17 protein-coding genes are annotated in these 22,317 nt (G+C 59.3%); 12 read left to right on the plus strand and 5 right to left on the minus strand.

The window, feature by feature from the left end:
* Positions 1-97: 97 nt before the first annotated feature.
* Genes SH664x_RS14475 through drmD form a run of 3 tightly spaced genes read right to left on the minus strand, consistent with a single transcriptional unit; the run spans position 98 to position 9,948 of the window.
* Positions 98-2,029: a hypothetical protein gene (locus SH664x_RS14475; protein ID WP_437202057.1), complete on the minus strand. Its 1,932-nt coding sequence runs from the start codon at positions 2,027-2,029 to the stop codon at positions 98-100.
* Positions 2,001-6,683 (minus strand): Eco57I restriction-modification methylase domain-containing protein, encoded by a 4,683-nt coding sequence (locus tag SH664x_RS14480; RefSeq protein WP_437202059.1) that lies wholly within the window; start codon positions 6,681-6,683, stop codon positions 2,001-2,003. Before SH664x_RS14480 ends, SH664x_RS14475 begins: the two co-directional genes overlap by 29 nt.
* A gap of 4 nt (positions 6,684-6,687) precedes the next feature.
* Complete coding sequence (drmD, locus tag SH664x_RS14485) at positions 6,688-9,948, minus strand: DISARM system SNF2-like helicase DrmD (RefSeq protein ID WP_437202061.1); 3,261 nt, start codon at positions 9,946-9,948, stop codon at positions 6,688-6,690.
* Positions 9,949-10,147: 199 nt separating this feature from the next.
* Here drmD and SH664x_RS14490 point away from each other — a divergent pair, with 199 nt between their 5' ends.
* From SH664x_RS14490 to SH664x_RS14500, 3 genes are all read left to right on the plus strand, one after another.
* A complete protein-coding gene (locus tag SH664x_RS14490; RefSeq protein ID WP_437202063.1) occupies positions 10,148-10,510 on the plus strand; it encodes a helix-turn-helix domain-containing protein in 363 nt (120 codons plus the stop codon).
* Between the two features lie 374 nt (positions 10,511-10,884).
* Positions 10,885-13,062 (plus strand): ATP-dependent nuclease, encoded by a 2,178-nt coding sequence (locus SH664x_RS14495; RefSeq protein ID WP_437202066.1) that lies wholly within the window; start codon positions 10,885-10,887, stop codon positions 13,060-13,062.
* An 87-nt stretch (positions 13,063-13,149) separates the two neighbouring features.
* The gene (locus tag SH664x_RS14500; RefSeq protein WP_437202068.1) at positions 13,150-14,127 is read left to right on the plus strand and encodes a DUF932 domain-containing protein; all 978 of its coding nucleotides are present in this window, start codon (positions 13,150-13,152) and stop codon (positions 14,125-14,127) included.
* 8 nt (positions 14,128-14,135) lie between these two features.
* Here SH664x_RS14500 and SH664x_RS14505 read toward each other — a convergent pair whose 3' ends face one another.
* Together SH664x_RS14505 and SH664x_RS14510 are read right to left on the minus strand one after the other, a co-directional pair.
* Complete coding sequence (locus SH664x_RS14505; protein WP_437202071.1) at positions 14,136-16,688, minus strand: helicase-related protein; 2,553 nt, start codon at positions 16,686-16,688, stop codon at positions 14,136-14,138.
* Positions 16,689-16,690: 2 nt separating this feature from the next.
* Complete coding sequence (locus SH664x_RS14510) at positions 16,691-17,119, minus strand: hypothetical protein (protein ID WP_437202073.1); 429 nt, start codon at positions 17,117-17,119, stop codon at positions 16,691-16,693.
* A 179-nt stretch (positions 17,120-17,298) separates the two neighbouring features.
* On the opposite strand from SH664x_RS14510, the gene SH664x_RS14515 reads away from it, so the two are divergent.
* The 9 genes from SH664x_RS14515 (at position 17,299) to SH664x_RS14555 (ending at position 22,265) form a co-directional block, all read left to right on the plus strand.
* On the plus strand, positions 17,299-17,847 hold the full coding sequence (locus SH664x_RS14515; protein ID WP_437202076.1) for a hypothetical protein: 549 nt from the start codon (positions 17,299-17,301) through the stop codon (positions 17,845-17,847).
* Positions 17,848-17,857: 10 nt separating this feature from the next.
* Complete coding sequence (locus tag SH664x_RS14520) at positions 17,858-18,085, plus strand: hypothetical protein (protein WP_437202078.1); 228 nt, start codon at positions 17,858-17,860, stop codon at positions 18,083-18,085.
* The gene (locus SH664x_RS14525; RefSeq protein WP_437202080.1) at positions 18,082-18,939 is read left to right on the plus strand and encodes a RecB family exonuclease; all 858 of its coding nucleotides are present in this window, start codon (positions 18,082-18,084) and stop codon (positions 18,937-18,939) included. Before SH664x_RS14520 ends, SH664x_RS14525 begins: the two co-directional genes overlap by 4 nt.
* Complete coding sequence (locus tag SH664x_RS14530; RefSeq protein WP_437202082.1) at positions 18,924-19,700, plus strand: hypothetical protein; 777 nt, start codon at positions 18,924-18,926, stop codon at positions 19,698-19,700. Before SH664x_RS14525 ends, SH664x_RS14530 begins: the two co-directional genes overlap by 16 nt.
* A complete protein-coding gene (locus tag SH664x_RS14535) occupies positions 19,687-20,190 on the plus strand; it encodes a hypothetical protein (RefSeq protein ID WP_437202084.1) in 504 nt (167 codons plus the stop codon). Before SH664x_RS14530 ends, SH664x_RS14535 begins: the two co-directional genes overlap by 14 nt.
* Positions 20,159-20,389: a hypothetical protein gene (locus SH664x_RS14540; protein ID WP_437202087.1), complete on the plus strand. Its 231-nt coding sequence runs from the start codon at positions 20,159-20,161 to the stop codon at positions 20,387-20,389. Before SH664x_RS14535 ends, SH664x_RS14540 begins: the two co-directional genes overlap by 32 nt.
* Before the next feature lie 96 nt (positions 20,390-20,485).
* Positions 20,486-21,553 (plus strand): helix-turn-helix transcriptional regulator, encoded by a 1,068-nt coding sequence (locus SH664x_RS14545; protein ID WP_437202089.1) that lies wholly within the window; start codon positions 20,486-20,488, stop codon positions 21,551-21,553.
* Between the two features lie 109 nt (positions 21,554-21,662).
* On the plus strand, positions 21,663-22,082 hold the full coding sequence (locus SH664x_RS14550; protein WP_437202091.1) for a hypothetical protein: 420 nt from the start codon (positions 21,663-21,665) through the stop codon (positions 22,080-22,082).
* A complete protein-coding gene (locus tag SH664x_RS14555) occupies positions 22,083-22,265 on the plus strand; it encodes a hypothetical protein (protein WP_437202093.1) in 183 nt (60 codons plus the stop codon).
* The last annotated feature ends 52 nt before the right edge of the window (positions 22,266-22,317 follow it).

The raw sequence follows: 22,317 nt of genomic DNA on the forward strand, positions 1-22,317 counted from the left end.
AGATGGTGGAATGTCGGACTCAGTGTGACTCTCGGCATTTTGGCCCAGCTCTAACTTGAGATTCCCGCGAAGTTCATCGCCAACTACTCGTCGAAACTCAAAACGCTCTTCCCAGCAGTCGCTCGGCATCTTTTCGGGCGTCGAGCGTCAGGCGGACGTACGGGCCGGATTCGTCGGCGAACTTTGGCGGCGGCGGTGTGGTGGTGGTCACGATGTACTGGAAGGAGATGTCATCCTCGGAATCGAAAAGCGATTCCAGTCCGTGGACGACCTCGAACAGTCTGCTGAAGAGTGGGCCTTCCATGTCTCCTTCGCGGGGGCTGTCGTGCAGCAGGAGGCGAGGGTGATTGCCGAGACCAGTGATGCTTGCGGCGACGCTGGAGACGTCGAATGCCAGGACCGTGGTCATCACGGACAAGGCGGCTCCTTCAGGAGCCAGATGCTCGTCGGGCACCGGTCGCAGTCCATTCCCGTCTACGCAGATTCGTCCCGCCGCCTGATCGCCGAAGATCTTTTGCAGAATCTGATGGTAAATGTCGGAGTGTCGCTGAACGTCAGACTTGATGAGGCTACGGACTGAATCCTGTCGATTCGCGGACTCCTCAACGTCCCCCTTCACATCATCGGCTTTTCTGGTTGAGCGAGAGAAGGACGTGGCCAACGTCTGGAAATCCTGAGCATCCTTCAAATATGCCCTCCATTTACCAATCTCCTCGTCAATTCCCGACCTCTCGGCGGCAAGCCGATCCTGTTCGGTCTTCAACTGCTTGAGGGCATCGTTCAGCGAATTCTGGTGGGCTTTCTTCGCCTGCTGGGTTGTCGCAAGTATCTGCTGCTGTTGGTCCAGTTGGCCGCGAAGATCGTCCAGGTGATCACTGGCCGAAGGATCTGCTGATTCGCGTGCCTTTTCCCTAATCCAGCAGGGATCTGCTTCACACTTTGCATAGGCTCGAAGCGGATCTTGCTCGTACTGCTGAATCTGCTTCTCGATGAAATCCATCAGCGTGCGGCAGGCTCGAATCTCTGACTCGGCGTTGTTCACCCGGTCATACGCCGCATCGCGTTCGACCTCCTGGTCCGCCACGCGAGATTCGCCGGCACGTTCTTCTTTGAGCCGCTCCAGCGACGCGATCTTCTGCTCGACATGGTCTGCCGGTTTGATCGAGTCGAACTTCGGCTGTTCGCCGGAGACTTCCGTCTCTTCCTTCAGTTCGAGCTTCTCCCACAGGGTGGGCCGCAGGGTTTCCAGTTTTCGCTGATCCTGTTCGACCGACTGTTTTTTCTTGGCCTGTTCATCCAGCAACTGGCGATGCTTCAGCCGCAGGTCGATTTCTTCGGCACTCATCAGGCCGCACAGCCATTGCATGATCAGGCTGTTTTCCGGCAGATTCAGGCTGGGGCCGGCGTTGGCGTCTTCGTGTCGCCAGTCGTTGGCCTTGCGGTAGCCGCACTGGTAATCGCGAGCCAGCCAGGCGAGTACGTCCAGCCAGTTCGCCTTGCGGCCTCTCGGGAGTGTGAACTCCGGCAGACCTGACAGGGCGGCGTCGCTCACCTGCTTCACGAAGTCGCGGTGGGAGTGCTCACGCAGCGGGATATCGACCACGGCACGCCAGTTATCGCTTTGTGCGGCGAACGAATCCGAGCCATCGGCGGACCGCAGGGAGCGAACGACAATCCAATCCTTCCCTGAAACAACCCAGTGGGCGACGACGTACCCCTCCGGCAACACCACCTGAACTCGGGACTGCAAGTCCTCCGAGCCGAAATGAGCTTCTCCCAGCGTGTAACGCATCAGACGCATCAGCAGCGTCTTGCCGACGCTGTGTCCCGCGACGCGATTGCCGTGCTCGTCCATCTGGCGGGTCTGGATGATGTTGAGGCCCCGGCGGAACTCGATCTCGCGAACGATTGCCGAGGAATTCAGAGACGAAAGGATCACCAGCCGCTTGAGCCAGAGAACCGGCTCGCGGCGATCGGGGGCTGGGGCGATTGGCTGCAACTCAAGCGGGAACAAGGTCGAGTTCGGCATCGACGCTCTCCTTGCTGATGGTCACCTTTCCGGATTCGGCTTCACGTCGGAAGTACTCCTGCACACCCCGAACTCGCTCCTGATCCTCCGCTGCACTGTCGTTAGTCGAGGGAGCCGCGGCAGTAATGCGAACGACCTGCTGAACGCCCGCGTTGTCGATGTCAACGAACCCTTCGACTTTCAGATCAGTCAGCAACTGGTTCAAATCGATGTCGAGGCTTTGTTTGCGAGGAGGCTTTGCCGAAGGGTTCAGCAGGGCTTTTCGCAGCTTGTCATCGAGCATCAGGATCATGCCGGCATTGAAGGCCCGGCGAGTGAGCGGCTTGCCGTCCCAGGCTCGCAGCAGCAGGAGGGCGAACCGCTGTTCCCGGCTAAGGTCGGAGATAAACAGGCGAGTTCCGGCGGAGACCGCTTTCTTCTTTGGACTGGCCTTCCTCGTCGGCTTGTCGGCAGCGGCTGCCTTCTTCCTGGGCTTCTTCGAGGCTTCGATCTCACCGGCGGCGAGGAGTTCTTCCTGGTGTCGCTGTTCGTTCAGTTCGAGCAGGCGGGCGAGGACTTCGTCGCGTAAGTCGTCAGGCCAGCGGAGACGCCAGGGCTTTTTCCGTTTGGACTTCTTACCGCTGGATTCATCCTGTTCGTCTTCTTCGTAGTCGAGGAGGAACTCGCAGCGAGCCCTGTCGGCGAGATCATGCCAGCCGTAGGCTTCTAGCACTACCCGATCCATCTCCGCATGGAGTTCTCGCAGCTTCAGGATGTCGGGCGAAGTCTCGTGGGGGTTGTGGAAATGGTTGTACGTTTTGGTCAGCCCTTCGTCGTTGCGGACCATGAGTGCGGCCCGGAACTCGTAATACTCATTGCCCGCACGTTCCAAATCCGTATCGTTCTCCCACTCCGGCGGGAACGGAAACGTCTCGAAGCAGTCGGAAGGCTTGTAGCGAAGCCGCTCTTCAAGTGACGATGCAAAGAAGCGGGCCCAGACCTCGTGAACTCGGCACTGCATAACGCACAAGGCAGCGTTGTGATCGAATGCAAACACCTTCGTCGTGTGAGCATAGACAGCAGAACTTGGCACAAAACTGAAAACGACATGAGAAGTCACTTCGGACATCGCAAGTGTGCGGTCCAGCGGACGAACTTTCTCGTATAGAGCGATTCGCTTTTCGCAGTATTGCCACCAGAGGCGTCGATAGAGCTCCCGGTTATCAGATTCCCGCTGGGGCTTGACCTTCATCTCGACAATCTGAATCAGTTCCTTCCAGTCAGCCGCAACAGGATCCGGATAATCGAGCGGCACACGGCCGGTTCGGAGCCAAGCGGCTCGTTCCGATTCGTCCGCTGTCGCCCACGTTTTTTCGCGGGCAATTGATAGTTCCGAACCCGCAACTCGCTCCAAAGGGAATTCGCCAAAGTTGATGACGTAGCGGTGATGGGCGTGCGTGGGGCTGGTGTTGATTTCTTCGCCACCGATAAAGGGAAATATACGTTCGGCGTTTCTGCGGTTCTGTGTGATTAAGCGTTCCATCTCGGACAGCGGCGTGGCGACCCCCTTCGTATCAGTGTCATCGAAGGTGAAGCCCATCCCCAGGACGATGCTGCCTTGAAAGCTCTTGCCGGCGTTGGCGGCGAGGGGGGATGGGTCATCGTGAGTGCCGCGATGGAACAGGAAGGCTGTGATCGTCTCGACCTTCCGACCGTCGAGCATTCGCTGGCCCAGAAAGCGTCCTTTGCAAACGTGGACCACACTGACGACGACGGCCGCCAGCCCGGGCCATTTCAGGCGGCGACGGGCATGATAGATTTCGCCGCCATGACGACCGATCCACCGCAGGCCGCTGGAGCGTGTATCACCTTGGCCGATCGTGTTGGTGGCAATCAAACCGAAGCACCCGGAGTCGCGGAGCAGGTTGAATGTGCGGCGGAAGAAGTGGGCGACCAGGTCGGCGTTGCCGTGGCTTTCGGCGTGCGTCTCCTTCAACCAATCGGGATATGCGTCGCGATTGCCGTTGATAAGCGTATTCTTTCCAGCAAACGGGGGATTGCCGACAAACGCATCGAATCCGCTATTCGCCCGTCCGAATATCTCCGGAAACTCAATCTCCCAATGAAACGGCGGGATCGGATGCTCTCCCTGCCGCAGACTGGCTGCCGCTTCTGCAATCGGGCCACGCTTGTCAGGGTGCATCCCACTGGCGAACCATTCGGACAGGCTGCCGAAGAGCTTGTCCACGCGGGTTTCCCGGTCCTTTTTCTTCTTTCCGGCGAAGAAGGCACTCACGCAGGCATCGCCAATCAGCCGAACGACCGACAGGGCCTCATCGGCCGCAGCGAGACGCTGTTCCTGATCGCGGTAAGGGGTGTCCTCGCGGGCATCCAGAATCTTCCGGCGTTCTTCCGTCGCCCGTTCCAACCGGGCCTGGATCACCGCCCCTTCCATGTCCTTCTGCTTCTTCGGCTCCCAGTGAAAGCCGACGATCTGTCGCCGGGTGAGGCCGACGAGCGAATCGCCGTGCCGGAGCGAATGGTCGAGGAACGTGAAGGGATGCGACTTCGCGAGCGTCACCAGCCACAGCGACAGCTTGGCCAGATCGACCGCCATCGGGTTCTTGTCGACGCCGTACAGGCACCGCTGGGCGATCAAACGGCGGGCGTAAAGAAGTTCGTCCTCATCCGGCGGAATGTCGGTCGGCAGGCAGTCGTGAGCGTGCCAGGCGGCGACGAGTTCATCGCCGAGTTGCCGACAGACCTCGACCAGAAACGCCCCGCTCCCCATCGCCGGGTCGCAGACCTTGAGATCGAGAATCTGATAGGGATGCGGCGAGCCGCCCGCTCGGGCCGCTTTGGCAGCCTCCATCGCCTTCTCCGACAGCCGAACCCGCATGGCCAATTCGCCCTGCGTGTAGCGACGCTTATCCTCCCGTGTCGGTTCGTAGACTTTGGGCAGTTCAACCGCCGGATCGACCATCGCTTTGAGGATTGGCTCCAGCGTCGTCCGGACAATCGGCTCGGTTAGTGAGCGGGGAGTGTAATGCGAACCACTCCGGCGGCGTTCATCGCTGGGCTGCAGGACGATGGCCCCCTTCTGCACCACCCGCGGCGTGACCTTCTTGGCAATCTTCTTGTCGAGGGCTTCCAGCAGCTCATCGATCGTGCCGGCATCCTTGAGTTGGGCCGTCGCCTGCTTCGGGAGCGTCTGATCGGCCTGTTCCTTGAGCCACTTCGCCCGGTCTTTGCCCTTGGTCGCCAGCAGAGCTTCGAGATTGATCGTCGCCGGGGCACCGTGAGATTTGACCGGCTTGATGGCGATGGATCTCCCCTGAGCCACCTCCAGGTTGAAGTCCATCACCGTTTCGTAGACGCTGCCGATCTGCTCGACATCGAGGCGACGATAGCTCAGCCGTTCGCCATCGAGGATCAGCAGGTTCCGCAGAACGCGGTAGATGACGCCATCGGGAATGCGGGGCACCTGAATGGCGTCGCGGTCGCGGGAGTCCCTGGGGCGGCCTTCCAGAAAGGGGTAACGGTCAGGATCGAACAGGTAACCCTTGCGGGCCGGCAATTGGAAGTCGCCATGCTGGCCCCCTTCGAAGACGAGCCGGAACAGCGTGAGGAGTTGCGACCAGGCCCCGAAGCGTTGATTCATGGTGTCGGGATGACGCCCGGCATCTCCCCGCAGCCGGTCGAACAGCCCGTTCACCGAATAGTAGTTCGAGTAGACCGGATCGCTCGACATGAGGTCGCGGTCTTCTGCGTACATGAGGAAGACCAGCCGCATGAGAACGGTGAGCAGGCCCGAGTAGACGTGATTGGGATCGGTTTCCAGCACGTCGCGGAGGAGTTTTCCTTTGGTGACATCGTTCGCCGCCTGGAAGCCCCGCATCAACTCGTACAAAGCGGCGAGAACCTGTTCGGCCAGCTTGGTTGAGACGGTGTTCTGATACTTGCGGCTGGTTTCGAGGATTGCCGGCAGCCGCTGGTTCTGACCCAGCGAGAACATCCGGTCGGCGTTCAGCAGCATGTGCAAGGCAGCGAACATCGGTCGGCCAGCCACCTGCATCATCTCGCCAACGTTGAATGTGGCGTGGCCGCTGGATTCACCACGGGGAGCGTACACCAGCCGGAGCTGCCGCTGGTTGAAGAGGAGCCCGATGGGAATGCTCGTCTCGCGGAGCAGACGTTCAAACTTGGCCTGCGGAGCCGCATTCCAGTGGCGATGGCTGTCGACTTCGCCGGGTTCGTCGAACGCTGCCCCGGAGGCGAGTTCCTGGATGAGCATCATCCACGGCGATTCGTTTCCCTTGGGACGACAGACGGGAACCGCGTACGTGGGACGTAGTGTTTCGTGATACTGGAGGAGGATAACTTCGAGCGTCGCCATGTTCCCCGGCAACTCGCCATGCCGGGGGACTTCGAGCAGGTCGTCCGCCTGCCAGTTCAACACTTTCTGAATGAATTCAGGGAGGCTACGAATCTCGGGAACGATTTCGCCATGACCGTCGCGGGGAAGACCGTTGAGAAAGCGGGCATGCTCGACGGCGATGTTCTTGTTGACATAGCACTGAGCTTCCAGCATGGCGGGGATGGAAACGACCAACCCCACCGGCTGGACATAGCCGATCCATTCCTGATGTGCCAGTTCTTCAGGTGATTTTGCCATGCCGTTATCCCGTCACCGGCCAGAGATAGACCAATCCGACCGGCTCGACCCGTCGAGCTTTGACGCTGTAAAGTTCTTCGATACGTGACGGCTCGGTCTTGAGTTCGGTCTTCAATTCCTCCAGCCGTTTGACCCAGTAACGCTTATTGGCATCCAGTTGTGCCTGCTCTTCTTCGTTGTCGAAATCAAAGCGAAGCTGTTTGGTGTCCAGCTTCTCCATCTTTCTGAGTGTGTCGGAGATGTGCTTCTGCTGAGTTTCGAGGATTTCCCGCATGGCTCTGGACTCGGCCTGGCCACGGGCGGCCAGCTTCTGTTCGGCATCGGCACCGTACTCCGAGCCACGTGTTTCGAGATGTGGCAATAGCTGCTGAATGTCGTCAGCGGCTGCCTGCTGAAGCTGGGCGATAACCTCTGGAGTGAGCTTGAATCCAGCCGAGCCGAGAAGTGACTGCTCCAGCAGTGAGAGCGTCTTGGCTTCCGCGTCTTTGGCGTAGGGAGACAGCGGTCCTTTACGGATCGCCGGATCAATCCATCGAGCGGTGACCGGAATCAACTCCTCATGCAGCCGGGCAGCACCAGGACCGTAGAGGCAAAGTCGGCCGATGAGGATGACACGAGGAATCGAGTCGGTAGCTTGGGCAAAACAGGCTCGGGAGAGATCGTGATGAACGAATCCCTGGGCGATGAACCGCCCCAGCAGTCGCTGGACGACGCGTTGCTCCAGATGGAGATGAACGACGTCGTCATCGACGGTGCCGGGATCGTGAAAGACGACGGGCCGGAGCGGTGATGACTTCCTCCAGTCCCAGAGTTTTTGATCCCGTTTGCGGGGGGCACGCAGGGTGTCCATCGTCTCGGCCCAGGTGGGATCGGCTCCGGACCGTTCATCGATGGGTGGAAACTCAAACTTGGAAACGGTTCCACCGCCCGCCTTCACGGGCTTCAACTGTTCGGAACCGAGGAGTTCCAGCGAGCAGGAAATCGCAGCATGAAAGTGGTCGTCACTGAGTCCAATGCTCTTGCGAGAATTGTCCAGCAGGGTGCGAAGCCGATCGATCTGCTCACGTAACTGCTGTTGTCGTTCCCGAGACGCTTCGAGTTCTTCCTTGATGGCGGCACGGCGGTCCTGGTCGAGGTCGGCCGATTCAAGTTCGCTTTCGAGTGACTCAACGGCACGATGACGAATGCCCTGACTGAGCGACTTCGTGAGCCGAGCATCGATCACCTGAGAGAGGCTCCCGAGTTCCTCCCGGATTCGCTCCGTTTTCCGGACGAGAACCTGCAAGATGCGGTCTTCAGGCCGCTGGCGATACATGAAGTAGTGGCAGAAGACTTCGGGCTGTGCCTGTAGCTTCCGGTCGATGCGACCGTTTCGCTGCTCCATCCGGCTGGGGTTCCAGGGAATATCAAAATGAAACAGATTGAAGCAGTGGGCCTGCAGGTTGAGACCTTCTCGGGCCGCATCCGTGGCCACGAGAATACGGACAGGATGTTCCTGGGGAGCTTTGTTGAACGCCTTCTTGATTTCTTCCCTCTTCTGAACCGGCGTCGGGCCATGGAAGACTTCTATCCGCCGCTCGGCCAGATCTGAACCGGCAATGGCGGCTTCCAGTTGCCCAATCAGATATCGCTTCGTGTCGTCATACTCGGTAAAGATGAGGAGCCGCGTGTCGTTCCACCGTGCCCCTGTCTTGCCGAGGTCCGGGCACATGTGGCCTCGAATCCAGTCAATGAGCTTTCTGACACGAGCGTCGGGTTTCCCGCGAGCCTGTTCCGCGATCTCGGTCATCTGATCGAGAAGCTTCTGTTCGCGAGCGAAGAGTTCTCTGGCAGAGAGATCTTCGAGCGATCCCATTGAGGACAGTGAGGCCGCTTCGAACTGGGCATCCTCTTCCGCCTGCAATTCCTGTTCATCCAACTGGGCACGGTCATCGTCGCTGCCCACGGAACCCGTCAGCAAGTCGAGTGCTCCAGATGCGTCCTGTTCTACGGTCGCAGATTTCTGCAATTCCTCCCATTGTCGCTGAACGGTCCGGCGGTGAACTTTCAGGGTTCGGGCGAATGCTTCAATTGAGGAGAGCAGGCGTTGCTGAAGGCCGGTGATCAACAGGCCGGACGCCGCCTGTTTTCGTTTGGTCTCGTTCTTGAGACGTTCCTCACGAGTTTCGCGGTACTCGTCCAGCAGCCGCGACAAATACAGTTCTGGAGCATTGGAGGGGAGGCCGTCGATCACGACTGGTACGACATTCCGCTTCGGGAATCCCCCCTGAATTTCGCGGATGTCTTCCTTCAGCCGCCGAACGATGACTTCGTCGCGGTGTTTCGGCGAGACAGGCACGCCACGGCAGAATCGCTGCGGGTCGAGAATCTCCAAAAGAGCGGAAAAGCTGTTGGAGTGACCGTTGTGCGGCGTCGCCGACAGAAACAGCCGGTGCTCAAACCGAGGAGCCAAATCGCGGACGGCTCGCGTGATCTGACTATCGATGGCATACTTCTGCCCGCTCGACGGGGCCGCATGGTGGGCTTCATCGAGAATCAGAAGGCTGCCACTCTGGAATGTTCCCAGGTGATCTCGCAATGGCCCCGCGTAGGTCTCGTCGATCAGCAGCCGATGCGAGACAAGAAACCGAGTGTGCGTGGACCAGGGATTGATGCTGAATCCCCGCTCTCGACGGACCCGCTTCATGTAGTCCTTGTCGAGAATCTCGAAGGTCAGGCCGAACCGCGATTCCAGCTCTTCCTGCCACTGGAGCAGCATGGAGGGCGGACAAGAGACGAAGATCTCTTTGACTTTCTTGCGAAGGAGCAGTTCGCGGGCGATCAGACCCGCTTCGATGGTCTTTCCCAGCCCCACGTCGTCCGCGATGAACAGGTTCACTCGTGGCAGTCGCAGAGCCTTGCGGAGCGGCTCCAACTGATAGGCATCGAGCCTGATTCCCGCTCGGAATGGCGACTGAAAGAGCTTGGGATCGGTCGAAGTGACGCAGTTCCATTTCAACGTGTTGAGGTACGCCGCAAACAGGCGGGACTCATCGAACCCCCGTGCTGCAATCGAATCCCATGCTTCTCCGGACAGAATTTGCGGTTCGAGTTCTTTCTCCCAGAGCACTTCGAGCGGCTGGCCCTGATTGTCGTCATCCACACATGACAATCGAACGAGCGTGCTGTCGGCCGACCGCCGGGATTTGACGGTCTCTTCAATCAGCCACGTCCGCTGTCTGACGCGGGCGATCTGACCGGGAGCAGGAATTCCGGTAAGGCCCATTTTGATGCTCCCATACATCTGAACGACTGACACTTTGAGGGAAACGTCACCAGGGTCACCCACATGGCACAACGCTTCCGCTCACCCCAACTCGAACGAGCCGGCCTGAATCGACTTCACGCACGCAGACTGTTGACCGAAAAGTACAGGCAGGATACCGTACCGATGGGGTGGACGCAATCCGCTGACGAGAATGCAAATGCAGTTTGGTGAACGAGTTCGAGACCTTCGGCTCAAGAGTGGACTGACCCAACAGGAACTCGCACGCCGGTTGAGCGTGAGCGTCTCGTACGTTTCGAAAGTTGAGAACGAGAAGCTCCATTTTGGCGACTACCCTTCAGAGAAGTTCGTTCACAAGCTGGCGGACACTCTCAATGCCGACGAGGACGAGCTTCTTGTCCTCACTGACCGAGTGCCGAAGGCGATCCGCAGGCGAGTGAGGGAGAAGCCTGAAGAGTTCCGGCGGCTGGCGAGCTTGGACGATGAGTCACTTCAGAGACTGATGGCGATGATCGACGAGCGGACCGGGCGGGTGTCGAGACGAAGAAAAAGTGGCCACTGAAGTATGCAAGGGGTGAGACTCAGATGAAGCTCGCAGCCGTTCTGCTCCGCTGGTACAAGTCGTTCAACACGAACTACGTCGGCTACGGGGATCGACGAGTCGGCGTTTCGTCTCGACCTTGGAATCTGCTAAGCAGGAGCACTCAGAGTGAAGACGACTATCCGTTCATCGAGATTCCGCTCGAACCGGACATCACGACCATTGTGGGAGCGAACGAGAGCGGAAAGTCGCACCTACTCAGTGCGATCAGCAAGGCCATCATGGGCAAAGGAATTCCTGATGGCTTCGGCGAGGGGCGTGACTTCTCACGGACGGACCTCTGTCACTACACGTCGCCACGCAACAAGAACGCCGAAGACTGGCCAAATGTCGGAGTGCAGTTCAATCAGCTGCGAAAGGACGAACTAAAAGCGATTGGAGAGGCTGCGGGAAATGAGGTCATCAAGAAGCATTCGCCCACACCGGATACGCTTCTGACCCTCGTTCTTGCTCCCGACCCGACCGAAAAGACGGTAGCTCACCTGTTCCTCGAAGGAACGCAGTGCGAGCTTGATAAGGGCCAGCTTGCGAAAGTCAGAGCATGTCTGCCCTCTGTCCAGTTCATTCGATCCGATGTCGCCTTCTCCGATCAGATTCCAATTCACAGCCTCCTATCGGCTTACAACGGCGGCACGGGCTCGAGCGACGAGGTTTTCGACTTCGCCGCCGCTCAGAAGGCCGCACGCCTGCTGTACTCGCTGGTCTTCGGGAAGGAGAAGCCGTCGCTGTCGGGCGAGGATTTGCAGAAGCTCTCGGCAGAACACGACGCTCTAGGCGATTCCCGCTTCCACAACGGCCAAGCTGAGCTTGAGCTTCAACTGTTTCGGGACGTGCTGGGGATCTCTGAGACGACCATTCAGTTCGTCGCTGGGCTCGGCATCTCGGACCGAACGCATGCTGACGGCCTCATCGCTCGGTGGAACCGAGAGATTGAGGAGAGGCTCAACCTTTCGCACTATTGGACGCAGGACGACTCGTTCGCATTACGCCTCAACTACAAACAAGGGCTGCTCTACTTCGAGATCACCGACAAAACAGGGGCGACCTATACGTTCCGGGAGCGAAGCTCTGGGCTGCGGTTCTTCCTGAGCTACTACATTCAGGCGAAAGCCCTGGAGAGCGTCTCTCGCACCAAGCCAGCAATCGTGCTCATGGACGAACCGGATTCTTTCCTCTCGATCATCGGCCAGAAGAATCTGCTATCGGTGTTCGAGTCGTTGGTCAAACCAGAGTCGTCGGGACAGAACTGTCAGTTGCTCTACACGACTCACTCCCCGTTCCTCATCAATCGGAATTTTCCGCATCGGCTGCGTCTGGTTCGGAAGGGTGATGCGGAAGAGGGAACACAACTCATCGACCAAGCGATGTTGCGTCGATACGAACCCGTCCGTTCCGCTCTCGGAATTGACTGCTCTCAAACGCTTTTCATGGGGGCGACAAACGTCGTTGTAGAAGGGCCAACCGACCAGTTTCTTATCTGCGAGTTGATCCGTGCGTACGCCCGGCCAGACAACATCAGCGAGTTGCTCGACCTGAATTCCGTGGTCATGGTGTCCGCCGAAAGTGCTCCCAGCGTCGAAAAGCTGCTCAGTGCGTCACAATGGGGTGACGAGTCCGTACCCGCCACGGTCGTATTGGTGGACAGCGATGACGCAGGAGATGAGATCAAGAAGCGGATTACCGGCAAGGCCCGGAAGTGCAAGAAGCTCATTGACGAGGAATTCGTCATACAGGTCGGTGCTGCCGTCACGAATTCTCATCCGGTGAAGACCACCGAGGACATCTTGCCGCTCGGCCTCTTCAAACGAGCGGTGATGAGCTACCTGGATCGTTGGTGGGAAGACCTCGAAGCTGAAGCGAGGTCAAAGGTCGGTGCGGCGATGGACGAGGGGACATTCGCCAACAACGGAGTAGTCGAAGGGGCGAATAAGGTGCTCAGCGAGCATGTCTTCAAGGCCAAACGCACCTACGACAAGTACGGCGTCCTTCAAGAGGTTGTTCGGCTCATCCAGCAGGGCGACCTCGAAGAGGATCAAGAGCTACTGAAGAGAAATGTCTTCAAGCTCTGTGAAGAGATTCGGCGGGCGGTGTCGGCGAGCCAGCAGGCCGCAAGGCGGGAGAGTGGCAAGCAGGCCGTGAAGCGTTTGATCGACGACTTCTTCGTGCAAAACAAGGAGTCGTCGTCGGTTTTCGACACACAACTGCTGCTCGAACGCGTTCAACGGGACTTACAGTTGCTCGGCTCCGATGGCGAAGTGCTGGATGGAACGATCAAACGGCTCCTTGCGGAGCTTCGAAAGTTGCGTTCCGCTGGTCACCATCGACTGACCTCTGAGGTTTGGAAATCGTGGAGCGGTGTCCTGGCCGCTATGCAAAAGAATCCGCTTCAGTTTGTTGTTGAGATCAAGGAGGGGGTTCCATCAGTGCCCACAGCGTCAGCGGAGCCACTGACGACGGCGGCGGAGACGATTGACGCGGAGACGGTTGCAACAGAGGCATCGGCCTCGGTTTAATTCGCGAGGGATTCTTCTCGTCAGCCGTTGCCAGTCCTTGCGGGTACTGAGTGCGTCGTTCGTATCGCACTCAACCGGAGGGAAAGCATGGCACACGAACTCGCAACGACCAACGGCCGGACGGCCATGATGTATGCCGGGGAGATTCCCTGGCATGGACTGGGAACGAAACTCGACGAACCGGCAACGGCCCGAGAGGCCATCGAAGCGGCCGGCCTGGACTATCTGGCGGAGCTTCGGGACATCCAGACGGCGGACGGGACACCGATCCCCACCCGGAAGGCAGTGGTGCGGTCGGATTCCGGGGACGTTCTGGGCGTGGTCGGGAACAGCTACGTCCCAGTCCAGAACTACCAGGCGTTTGGGTTCCTCGACGCCGTCGTTGCCGATGGGAGCCTGCGGTATCACACTGCCGGAGCACTGGGCAAGGGGGAGCGGGTCTGGATGCTGGCCAAGCTCCCGGATGACATCCGGGTGAAGGGCTCAGACGACATCACCGAGAAGTACCTGCTCCTATCCAACTCTCACGACGGCAGTTCGTCCCTGAGAGTCCATTTCACCCCGATTCGCGTGGTCTGTGCCAACACGCTGGCCATCGCCGCGAAGAGGGGACGCGGGCAAGGAGTGTCGATTATCCACAAGGGTGATCTGGCGGCGAAGGTGCGGCAGGCTCAGGAGGTGCTCGGCTTCGCCAAGCGATTCTACGACGACGTGCAGGAACAGATCGAGCGGTTGGCCCGGCATTATCCCAGCCGACGTCAACTGGAAGAATACTTCCAGCAGGTCTACCCGGACTCGCCCAATGGTCCCTTCACCCGGGCGAAGAACATCCGGGCAGAGTTCCTGCGGCTGTTCGAGCACGGGATCGGTCACGACATGCCGGAAATCCGCCACACCACCTGGACCGCCCTGAATGCCGTCACGGAATACGTGGATCACTACCGTTCCACCCGTGGGAAGTCGGAACACGATCGAGCCAGCAACCGGCTGGAGTCGGCCTGGTTTGGATCAGGGGCCCGGCTTAAGGAGCGGGCTTGGGAACTGGCTCTTCAGATGGCGGTGTAACGGAGGAATCACGCTTCTCCGGTCGAGTCCGGCAAACCTTTGCTGACGCTTTCCTTCCAGAGCTTCAAGGCGTTCAGGGAACGTCGATGCAGTTCCTGTTGAGATGGAAGGCCGCCGCGGGGAATGACGCCATCGAGGGCCGCGTCAGCCAAGGTTTGCTTATACTCGATGCACCGAAGTCGCAGGTCGTCCCAGGACCATTGACCAGCACGCTCCTCCCGGAGAGTCACCTGCGGGATGATGACTTCGATTTGATGGAACTTCGATCCCTGCCTCCACAGGCGGCCGACGATCTGCTCATAATCGGCATGCGACCAGGGAAGCGTCAAAAAGACGAGCCGATCCAACAGAAATTGCAGACCGTCAACGCCTGTCCCGATTGGAGCTGAACCGATCAGCACGTCCATCCGCTTCGCCTCAAATTCCTGCCGGAACTCTTCCAGCGATATCCGCTCTTTGCCCGTGAAGGCTGCGATTCGCAAACCCAACCCTTCCACCGCCCGCTTCACCGGCTCGACGATCTCTTCCACGTATTGGGTATAAATCAGCGTCCCCCGTCGTACCCACTCAGCCACATGTGGGAGCTTGGCCTCCAGAAGCGTCTGTTCCATGAGGAGCAGATCCTTGGGGCGAAGGTGCTCCAGCCGTGACAGCCAAGGCTGACCATCGATGACCACCGTCTTTCGGATAAGTTGCTGCTCATAGCGAGGGACATGGCGTATGCCATGCTCTCGCAGGTGCCGGTGAACATTGACCGCGTTGGCAATGCTCACTCCGACGGGAATGCGGGAGAAGTCCCGTTCGGGCCAGAGCAATGTCAAGACGTTGACGGCTTCACGCAGATTGTTGACGACCGGCGTCGCCGACATCGCCAGGATTCTGAGTTCGGGATTTCGGTCCAGAGCTCTGCGGATCAGGTCATCGACATGCTGCCGTCTCTGGGACTTTCGAGCCTCCGACTGATGCCGCTGTCGGGCGAATTGCACTTCGTCGAGCACGACGAAATCAATGGGAACTTGTGAAAGCAGCAGATTAAGGAGTTCTGTCGTCCATTGCTGCTGAAAAGACTCGTAGTTGATGACAAGAAAGTTCTTCTTGCCAGGCTGAGAACGAAAGGCCAGCGGCGATCCAGCATGAACATGAAACGAATCAGGGGCAAAGGATCGCTCGATGGAACGTTTCCAACCGGCGATAGTGGCGTTCGCCGCAAGAACGACTGTGAATTTGGAAGCGAGAACAGCCGCCCCAAAAATCGCCGCATGCGTCTTGCCGGCTCCCACACCCGACCAGTTGCCCACCCGCTTGTCATGCAGCAGGCGGTAGGCGGTCAGCCGTTGCATCAAGTTCAGATCAGCAGGCTGCCCAGCAGCATCCACCAATCGGTATTCTCCCGGAACGTCGAGAGCCATTACGCGACGGTAGCTGTCCGTGAACTGTTCCTTGATGAGCGTGGCGTACGTTCCCCCCTGAAATGAGTTCAACCGGTCAAGCATCGCCGCTTCACCGCTGGCCATCGCTTCCTGCCAGAGCAGCATGACGCGTTCCGAGACCATGAAGTCGAGAACTTCGGCATCGTCGGAAATGTTAAGTTCGGTGACCCGATCAACCGTCTGCAAGGCATCGAGAATGTCGAGTCGGCGAAGCGATGAGCCGTCCGTGGCGAACAGGTCCTCATCAGAGACCATCTGTTGCAGGTCGTTGTGCTCACCATCCTGCTCCGCGGCAGCCGCTGGTTTCTTGTCCAAGGCATCTGTCAGTTGCTGCTTCGCCTTCTGAAGATCCTCCTGAGTGCGAGCGTTCTTGAGTCCTCGCAGGAGCTTGCCCGCTCTCAGCCTGGCATCTCGCCGCAGCATTCCGTTCTTCGACAGAATCAGATACAGGTCGAGCTCCGTCAGCTGCTCGATGCACGGCTCCAGGGAGTCCAGGAATTTGGCGATCTCCCGATGCGTCCAGCGATTGCGGTATCCGAGGAAGTCGCCCCAGCCGATCCAGCCTTCGTCCTTGTACCGAGCGTCGGGCGATTGAGGGATATCGTCGGGTCGATGGGCCTTCGCCCATTCACGCCATTCGTCTTCGGACTTCAGGCCGAGTGAACGGGCGAATTCACGAGCTTCGAGGAACGAGCGTACCTGTTCGTGACCACTGGCTCGTCCGGGCTCACGTCCCAGCCAGTCGGGCCAACTGATCCACCCCTTGTCCTTATAGGCCTTGGACGGGTCGGCTGGAATGTCCGCAGGTTTGTCGGCGGTCTTGACCCAGACGTGCCACTGCGATTGCGTGGTGATTCCATACTGCGGCATCAACTGCTGGGCCATTTGCTTCGCAGATTCAAACTCCAGAAAGGGAATTCGTGTTTTCGGCCTCGAACGTTCCTTCGCCGGCCCCACCCCAAGGAAATACTCCCAACCACGCCAATCGTCACCGTAGGTGCCGCGTGGATTGGAAGGGATGTTGGCAGGACGGTCTGTCCAAGCGTAGAAATCCGCCTGTCGCTTGAATCCCTGTTGAACGACAATTGTTCGTGCTTCCTCCAGAGGGAGCCACTTTCCGGGGGCTGGCATCCTCAGCGATCCTCCCCGCTGTTCTGCGGGTGTTGGAGCACTTTCGTAGCTTTGGGTTTGGCGGTGCCGCTGCCTGTTTTGGACGGAACTATCCGATAGAGTGCGATTGTTTCCTTGCTGCTGGGAGGCAGTTTCTGGCCGTCGATCGTGAATTCGACTCCACTTGTGCTCATATGGACGACTTCTGTGGCCACGGATCGAGCAGCATCTTTGATGTCCATGGAAGCTGCACGCCGCACATGAGCCTTGTCGCCACCTGGACTTCCGGTTTCCTGAATCAACTTCTGTCGCACCTTCGGCCCCAAAAGGTCCAAGATCTGGAATGCGGTAAGAAATGGCCTTTTCGGATGTTTGGCCGCTTCCGACAGGATCTTCTTGACATGGGGGCGTAGCTTTTGAGATCGGGTAGTCGCAGCCTTCTTTTTCGCCATGGGTGGTCTCCTTTCGTCATCGAATACTGAGGGGTGGAGCAACGCAGACGCTCAAGTTCTACCAAGAATATCGGCGATCCAGTTGCTGAAGCTACGGCCCTGACCTTTCCAAGACGAATCTTGTCGGTCCTTCGGGTAGAGAGTCCATCAATGGCCTCCAACCCACGAAGGAGAATCGCATGCTCAAGGTCAACGTCGGTCTCAGCCGGAAGCTGTCTCGGGATTACAACTCCACCGGATTCAGCCTGAATCTGGAAGGGGAACTCTGCGTCGGTCCGGACGATTCCGAGGCCATGATCGAGAAGATCAGGGAGTTCTACGACCTCGCCGAGGAGGCTCTGAACCAGCAGATCGAACGCTACGAAGGGGAATCGGCCATCGCCAGCCGGGACGAGGCACCGGCACGCCAGAGCGGTCCCAGCCGCAATCGGGTCGCGACCCAAGCCAATCGCCTGCCGGAGGCTTCACCGCCGCCATCGGGCCATGGCAACGGTCATGCTGGAAACGGTGATCACGCAACGAACAAGCAGGTCCAGTACCTGCTGAATCTCGGCAAGCGGCACGGCCTGACACCGCCTCAACTGGAAGGCCGGATCGAGTCCATTCTCGGCAAGCGGGTCGGCGTCTACGACCTCACCAAGAAAGAAGCCGGGGACGTTATCGACGCTCTGAGCCAGAACGGCACACCAGCCACGAACGGCAATGGTCGCAGCCGGTCCAACCGCTGAGGGAGCCGACATGGACCCTCAAGCCGCCTGGAACGAACTCCTCGACGCCCTGGCCGATGACGATCTGGCAGAGGCTGAATTGAGGGCCGAAGCTCTCATCGCCTGGCTCGACAAGCAGGGTTTCCCACCGCAGACATCGCTGCGAGTGCTCCCCGGTCCCTGGGATGAAGCGATCTGCCGGTACATCTGTCGCAAGGTCATGGCCGCCGCACCGACTCACGAGAGAGGAACCCAATGAACCACTCCCGGCCCCACTGGAGCTACAGTGCGATCAGCCAGTACCTCCGCTGCCCGCTCCAATACTACTTTCAACGTGTGCTCGGAATCCCCAGTCGGACCGTCAGCAGTGGGATGGCTCTGGGCTCCGCCGTCCATGCCGGTCTGGCCGAATACCACCGGCGGCTGATGGAGCAGGAACAGGCAACTCCAGAAACTGTCACGAAAGCCTTTCAAGACGACTGGCAGGAGCGTGAAACCTGTGAGTTCATCCAGTTCCGAGATGGAGACACGCGGGATGACTGCATTGCTCAGGGCGTGCACCTGCTGGAACTGTACCTGAAGGAGCCGCCGCCGGAGCGAATCGTCGCGGTGGAGCACCGGTTCATGGCTCCGCTCGCCAACAGCCAGGGAGAGTATTTGGAGACTCCGCTCGTCGCCATCACCGACCTGATCACGGCGAACGATGACTCGCTGCAGGTCAAGGAGTTCAAGACCAGCGGACGGGCCTACTCGGAATCGGAAGTCGAGTCGTCGCTCCAGCCGACCTGCTATGTCCATGCCGTCCGGGAATGTCTGGGGCAGGAACCCTCGGTCGAATACACGGTGCTGGTGAAGACCAAAACACCGAAGGTCCAGCGGCTCCAGACCAGCCGGTACGCCGACGACTGCGGACGACTGGGCGACCTCGTGCAGACGATCCAGCGGGCGGTGGACCTGGGGATCTTCTATCCAGTCGAAAGCCCGATGAACTGTGCCACCTGTGCCTACCGGCAGCAGTGCCGGGACTGGGGACAGTCAAATCGACCGATCGAGACGGTCGAACATGTCCAACTCGAAACCCCGCAGGAGGCGTTGGCGTGCTCACCGAGTTGAACGGCAAGGGAGGCTGTCTCTGCGAACCGGCCCGGAAAGGAGAACTCCGCTGCCCGCTGATCGTCCGACCGACCAGCGAGGATATTGTCACGGGACAACTCTTCGGGACGCTGAGGGTGCTGAATCCCCGCTGGTGGCTGCCGGACTTCCTGAATCAGGCGTTGGGTACGGAGCGATTCCGTCGTCAGGTCTTTCGAGATCTCCGCATCGAGCTCTGGCAGAAGCAACGGACCTATCCGCGACAGCACTTGAAATGGGATGAAGGGCAAACTGAGGTGGATGTCGTGCTGACCTGGGAGAACCCGGCGACGACGGTCTTCATCGAAATGAAGTACGGCTCAAACCTCTCGGCCAAGACCACCCACAACCAAGGCACCGACGGCTTTCCGTCCGACCAGCTGATCCGAAACGCCCGCGTGGGACTTCGGGAGAATGGCTGGTTCGACGAAGACCTGCTGTTCGACGCTCCCAAGCGGGACTTCATCCTGATCCTGCTGACACCGTCGCGAGGGAATCCACTCGTCAGCGAATACCAGAACCCAGACCGGCTTCGGTCAGCCATCCCCCACGGCGAGCGGCTGACGGAACTTCCCCGATTCCCTTTCATCGGAGAACTCGGCTACCGGGACGTCATCGACCTGCTGAGCCAGCAACGCCGCTGGTTCAGTCCACCGGAACGCAAGCTGGTCGACGGGTTGAATGAATACCTCACGTTTAAGCTCACTCAACTCCGGGCAGTCAACGGACATGGTCACAACTGAACCGGAACGGATTGACGATTCTTTGGAGGCCCGACAGGCAGCTTTCGCCGAGTGGGTGGAAACCGTCCGGAACCCGGCACGGGAGCACTCCGAAGGACTCCGGCAACTGATGGTTCTCAACGGGGCCGCCATCGCAGACTACGAGATCGCACCACTGCCTAATGGGCGATGGGCCATCACTCTGCACTGCACCTATCGCTGCGGTCACTGTCACGGGGTGGGCATCCCTTGGGCCGACTTCGAGAGCCGGGCAGCCTGCATCGAGTTCTTCCTGACGATAGCCCGCAGACACTTCGGCTCTCCCATCGGGCCAGACGGTTCGGACCTCCAGCGGCGGGCACAGGTCGAAATGGCCGAGTCCCTTCGAGGCGGACTGTTCGGCTTCATCGAGCCGCTCCCTTCGTCGGGGTATGAGAGTCAAGAGCAACGAACCCTTTTCACACCCGAGGAGCACGACAATGGCGAAGACGAAGCAGCAACCGGCCCATGAGATTCGGATGGGGGCGATCAAGGCGACGATCTGGGAAAACCAGACGACCGCTGGCCCCCGGCACAACGTGACAGTCAGCCGCATCTACAAGGATGGCGACGAATGGAAGCAGACCGAGAGCTTCGGTCGCGATGACCTGCCCCTCTTGGCCAAGGTGGTCGATCTGGCCCATACCTGGATCTTTGAGAACGCCGCCTGATTTCCCAGAAGGATCGACAAGTCGGGTCGGGAGCAGCACTGCCCTACCTTTGGCAGACCTCCGCCCGACACTGGATGCCGGGAGGCAACCATCAGCATGGCCAAGAAGCAGTCGAAGAAGCAGAACTCGAATCCCTCCGGACCACCCGCCTCGAAGAAGGATCGATCGGATCGGGATCGCCGGGTTCGGCAGGCCGATCGGATCGCCCGCATCCTGAAGGTGCTGGAACTGATCCAGAGCCGGGGTCGCTGGACAACGAGAGCCATCGCCGAAGAGATCGAGTGCTCGGAACGAACGGTCTACCGGGACCTGGACGTGCTCCGGTTCGCTGGCATCCCGTACTACCGGGAAGGAGACCAGCAGTTCATCCGAGTCCGGCCGGACTACCGGTTCCCGGCCTTGTCGCTCACCGACGATGAAGTTCTTGGCCTGTCGCTGGCCACGGTGGCGACGAAGGCTCCCGGCCTCAACGTCACCGCCGGTGCAGGCCCCACCACTCGCAAGCTGGCGGCGGTCTCCAGGGCGGAGACTCAGGAACTGATCGAAGACGCCCTGCGTCTGGTCTCGGTTCTCGACCTGAAGCTGGTCGATCACAGCCGACATCACGAAACGATCAAGACGGTCCAGTTGGCACTTCTCCAGGGGAAGCAGATCAGCGGACTCTACGAGAGTCCCTACGAACCGGCTCCGGTCAAACTGAAGGTTCACCCATACCGGCTCTGCCTGTTGAAGAACGCGTGGTACGTCGTCGGACGGATGGGCGATGAAGACAGCCCCAAGACGTACCGCATCGCCCGGTTCAAGACGCTACGGCTGCTCGACGAGTCGGCCATCGTTCCCGATGAGTTCGACCTGAAGGCCTACTTTGGCAATGCCTGGGCGGTCTACCGGGGGGAGCAGAGCTACCGGGTCGAACTGAAGTTCACCCCCGACGGCGGGAAGATCGTCACCGAAACGATCTGGCATCCCACGCAACAAGCGAAGACCCACAAGGATGGCAGTGTCACACTGACGTTCCAGGTGGATGGCCTCCATGAAATCCTCCGCTGGCTTCTCTCCTGGGCCGGGCGGGTCACGATCCAGACGCCAGACGAACTCAAGGCTCTGTTTCTCAAGACACTGCACGACGCCATCCAGATGCAGGCTCCCACTGCGGATGCCTGACCCGCCTGAGTCAGTCCCTTCGGGTATCAGGGGAAGAAACGTCGCCGCGATCCGTCGCCTTAGGACTGGCGACCGTTGCGATTCCAGCACCTGACCGGAAGGACGAACGATGAAGCTCTGGCCTCTCTTGATTCTGTTGGTCGTCGGACTCTGCGGCTGCTCGGGAGGATCATCCCGCGACGGGACGGAAGCCGCAGCTCGAGCGTTCTTTGACGCCGAATTCCAGAAGTGGATGGCGGGGCAGGAGACTCAGGTCTCAACCATGAAGTCCCGGATCGGGAATCTCAAGAACCCGATCAGCTACGACATCCGCAGCGTCGTTCCTGACCAGCCCGACATGCTGGCCATCGCCGAGGACTACAACCAGCACGGCGAATCCAACGACAATGATGGCGAATGGACCGCCTGGAAGTTCAACGTGGCCATTGAGTGGGAATCCCAGGCCGGGACGCCGGTCGAGAAGGTGACGACCTACACGCTCACCTGGAATCCCCGAGCACAGAAGTGGCACGTCAGCGAACGCCACTGAATGCTCTCGAAATCGCCACTACCACTGACCCACGTCGGTCGCACCCATCCCAGACAATGGCTGCTGGCTCCCGGAGAGACGCAGGCCCCGCGAAGGGGAGGCGAGCCGGCACAATCCCGTCGGCTGTCTGCCGCCGGTCCCCACGGATCGGCCAAGCAGATCGGACCGACAGCTCAGGGGTGATCGACCGGCGATAAGCCATCGAACCCAGCATCACTCTCCGGGAGCCTCATTT

The sequence above is a fragment of the Planctomicrobium aquicomposti genome, assembly GCF_051466325.1.
GTDB lineage: Bacteria > Planctomycetota > Planctomycetia > Planctomycetales > Planctomycetaceae > Planctomicrobium.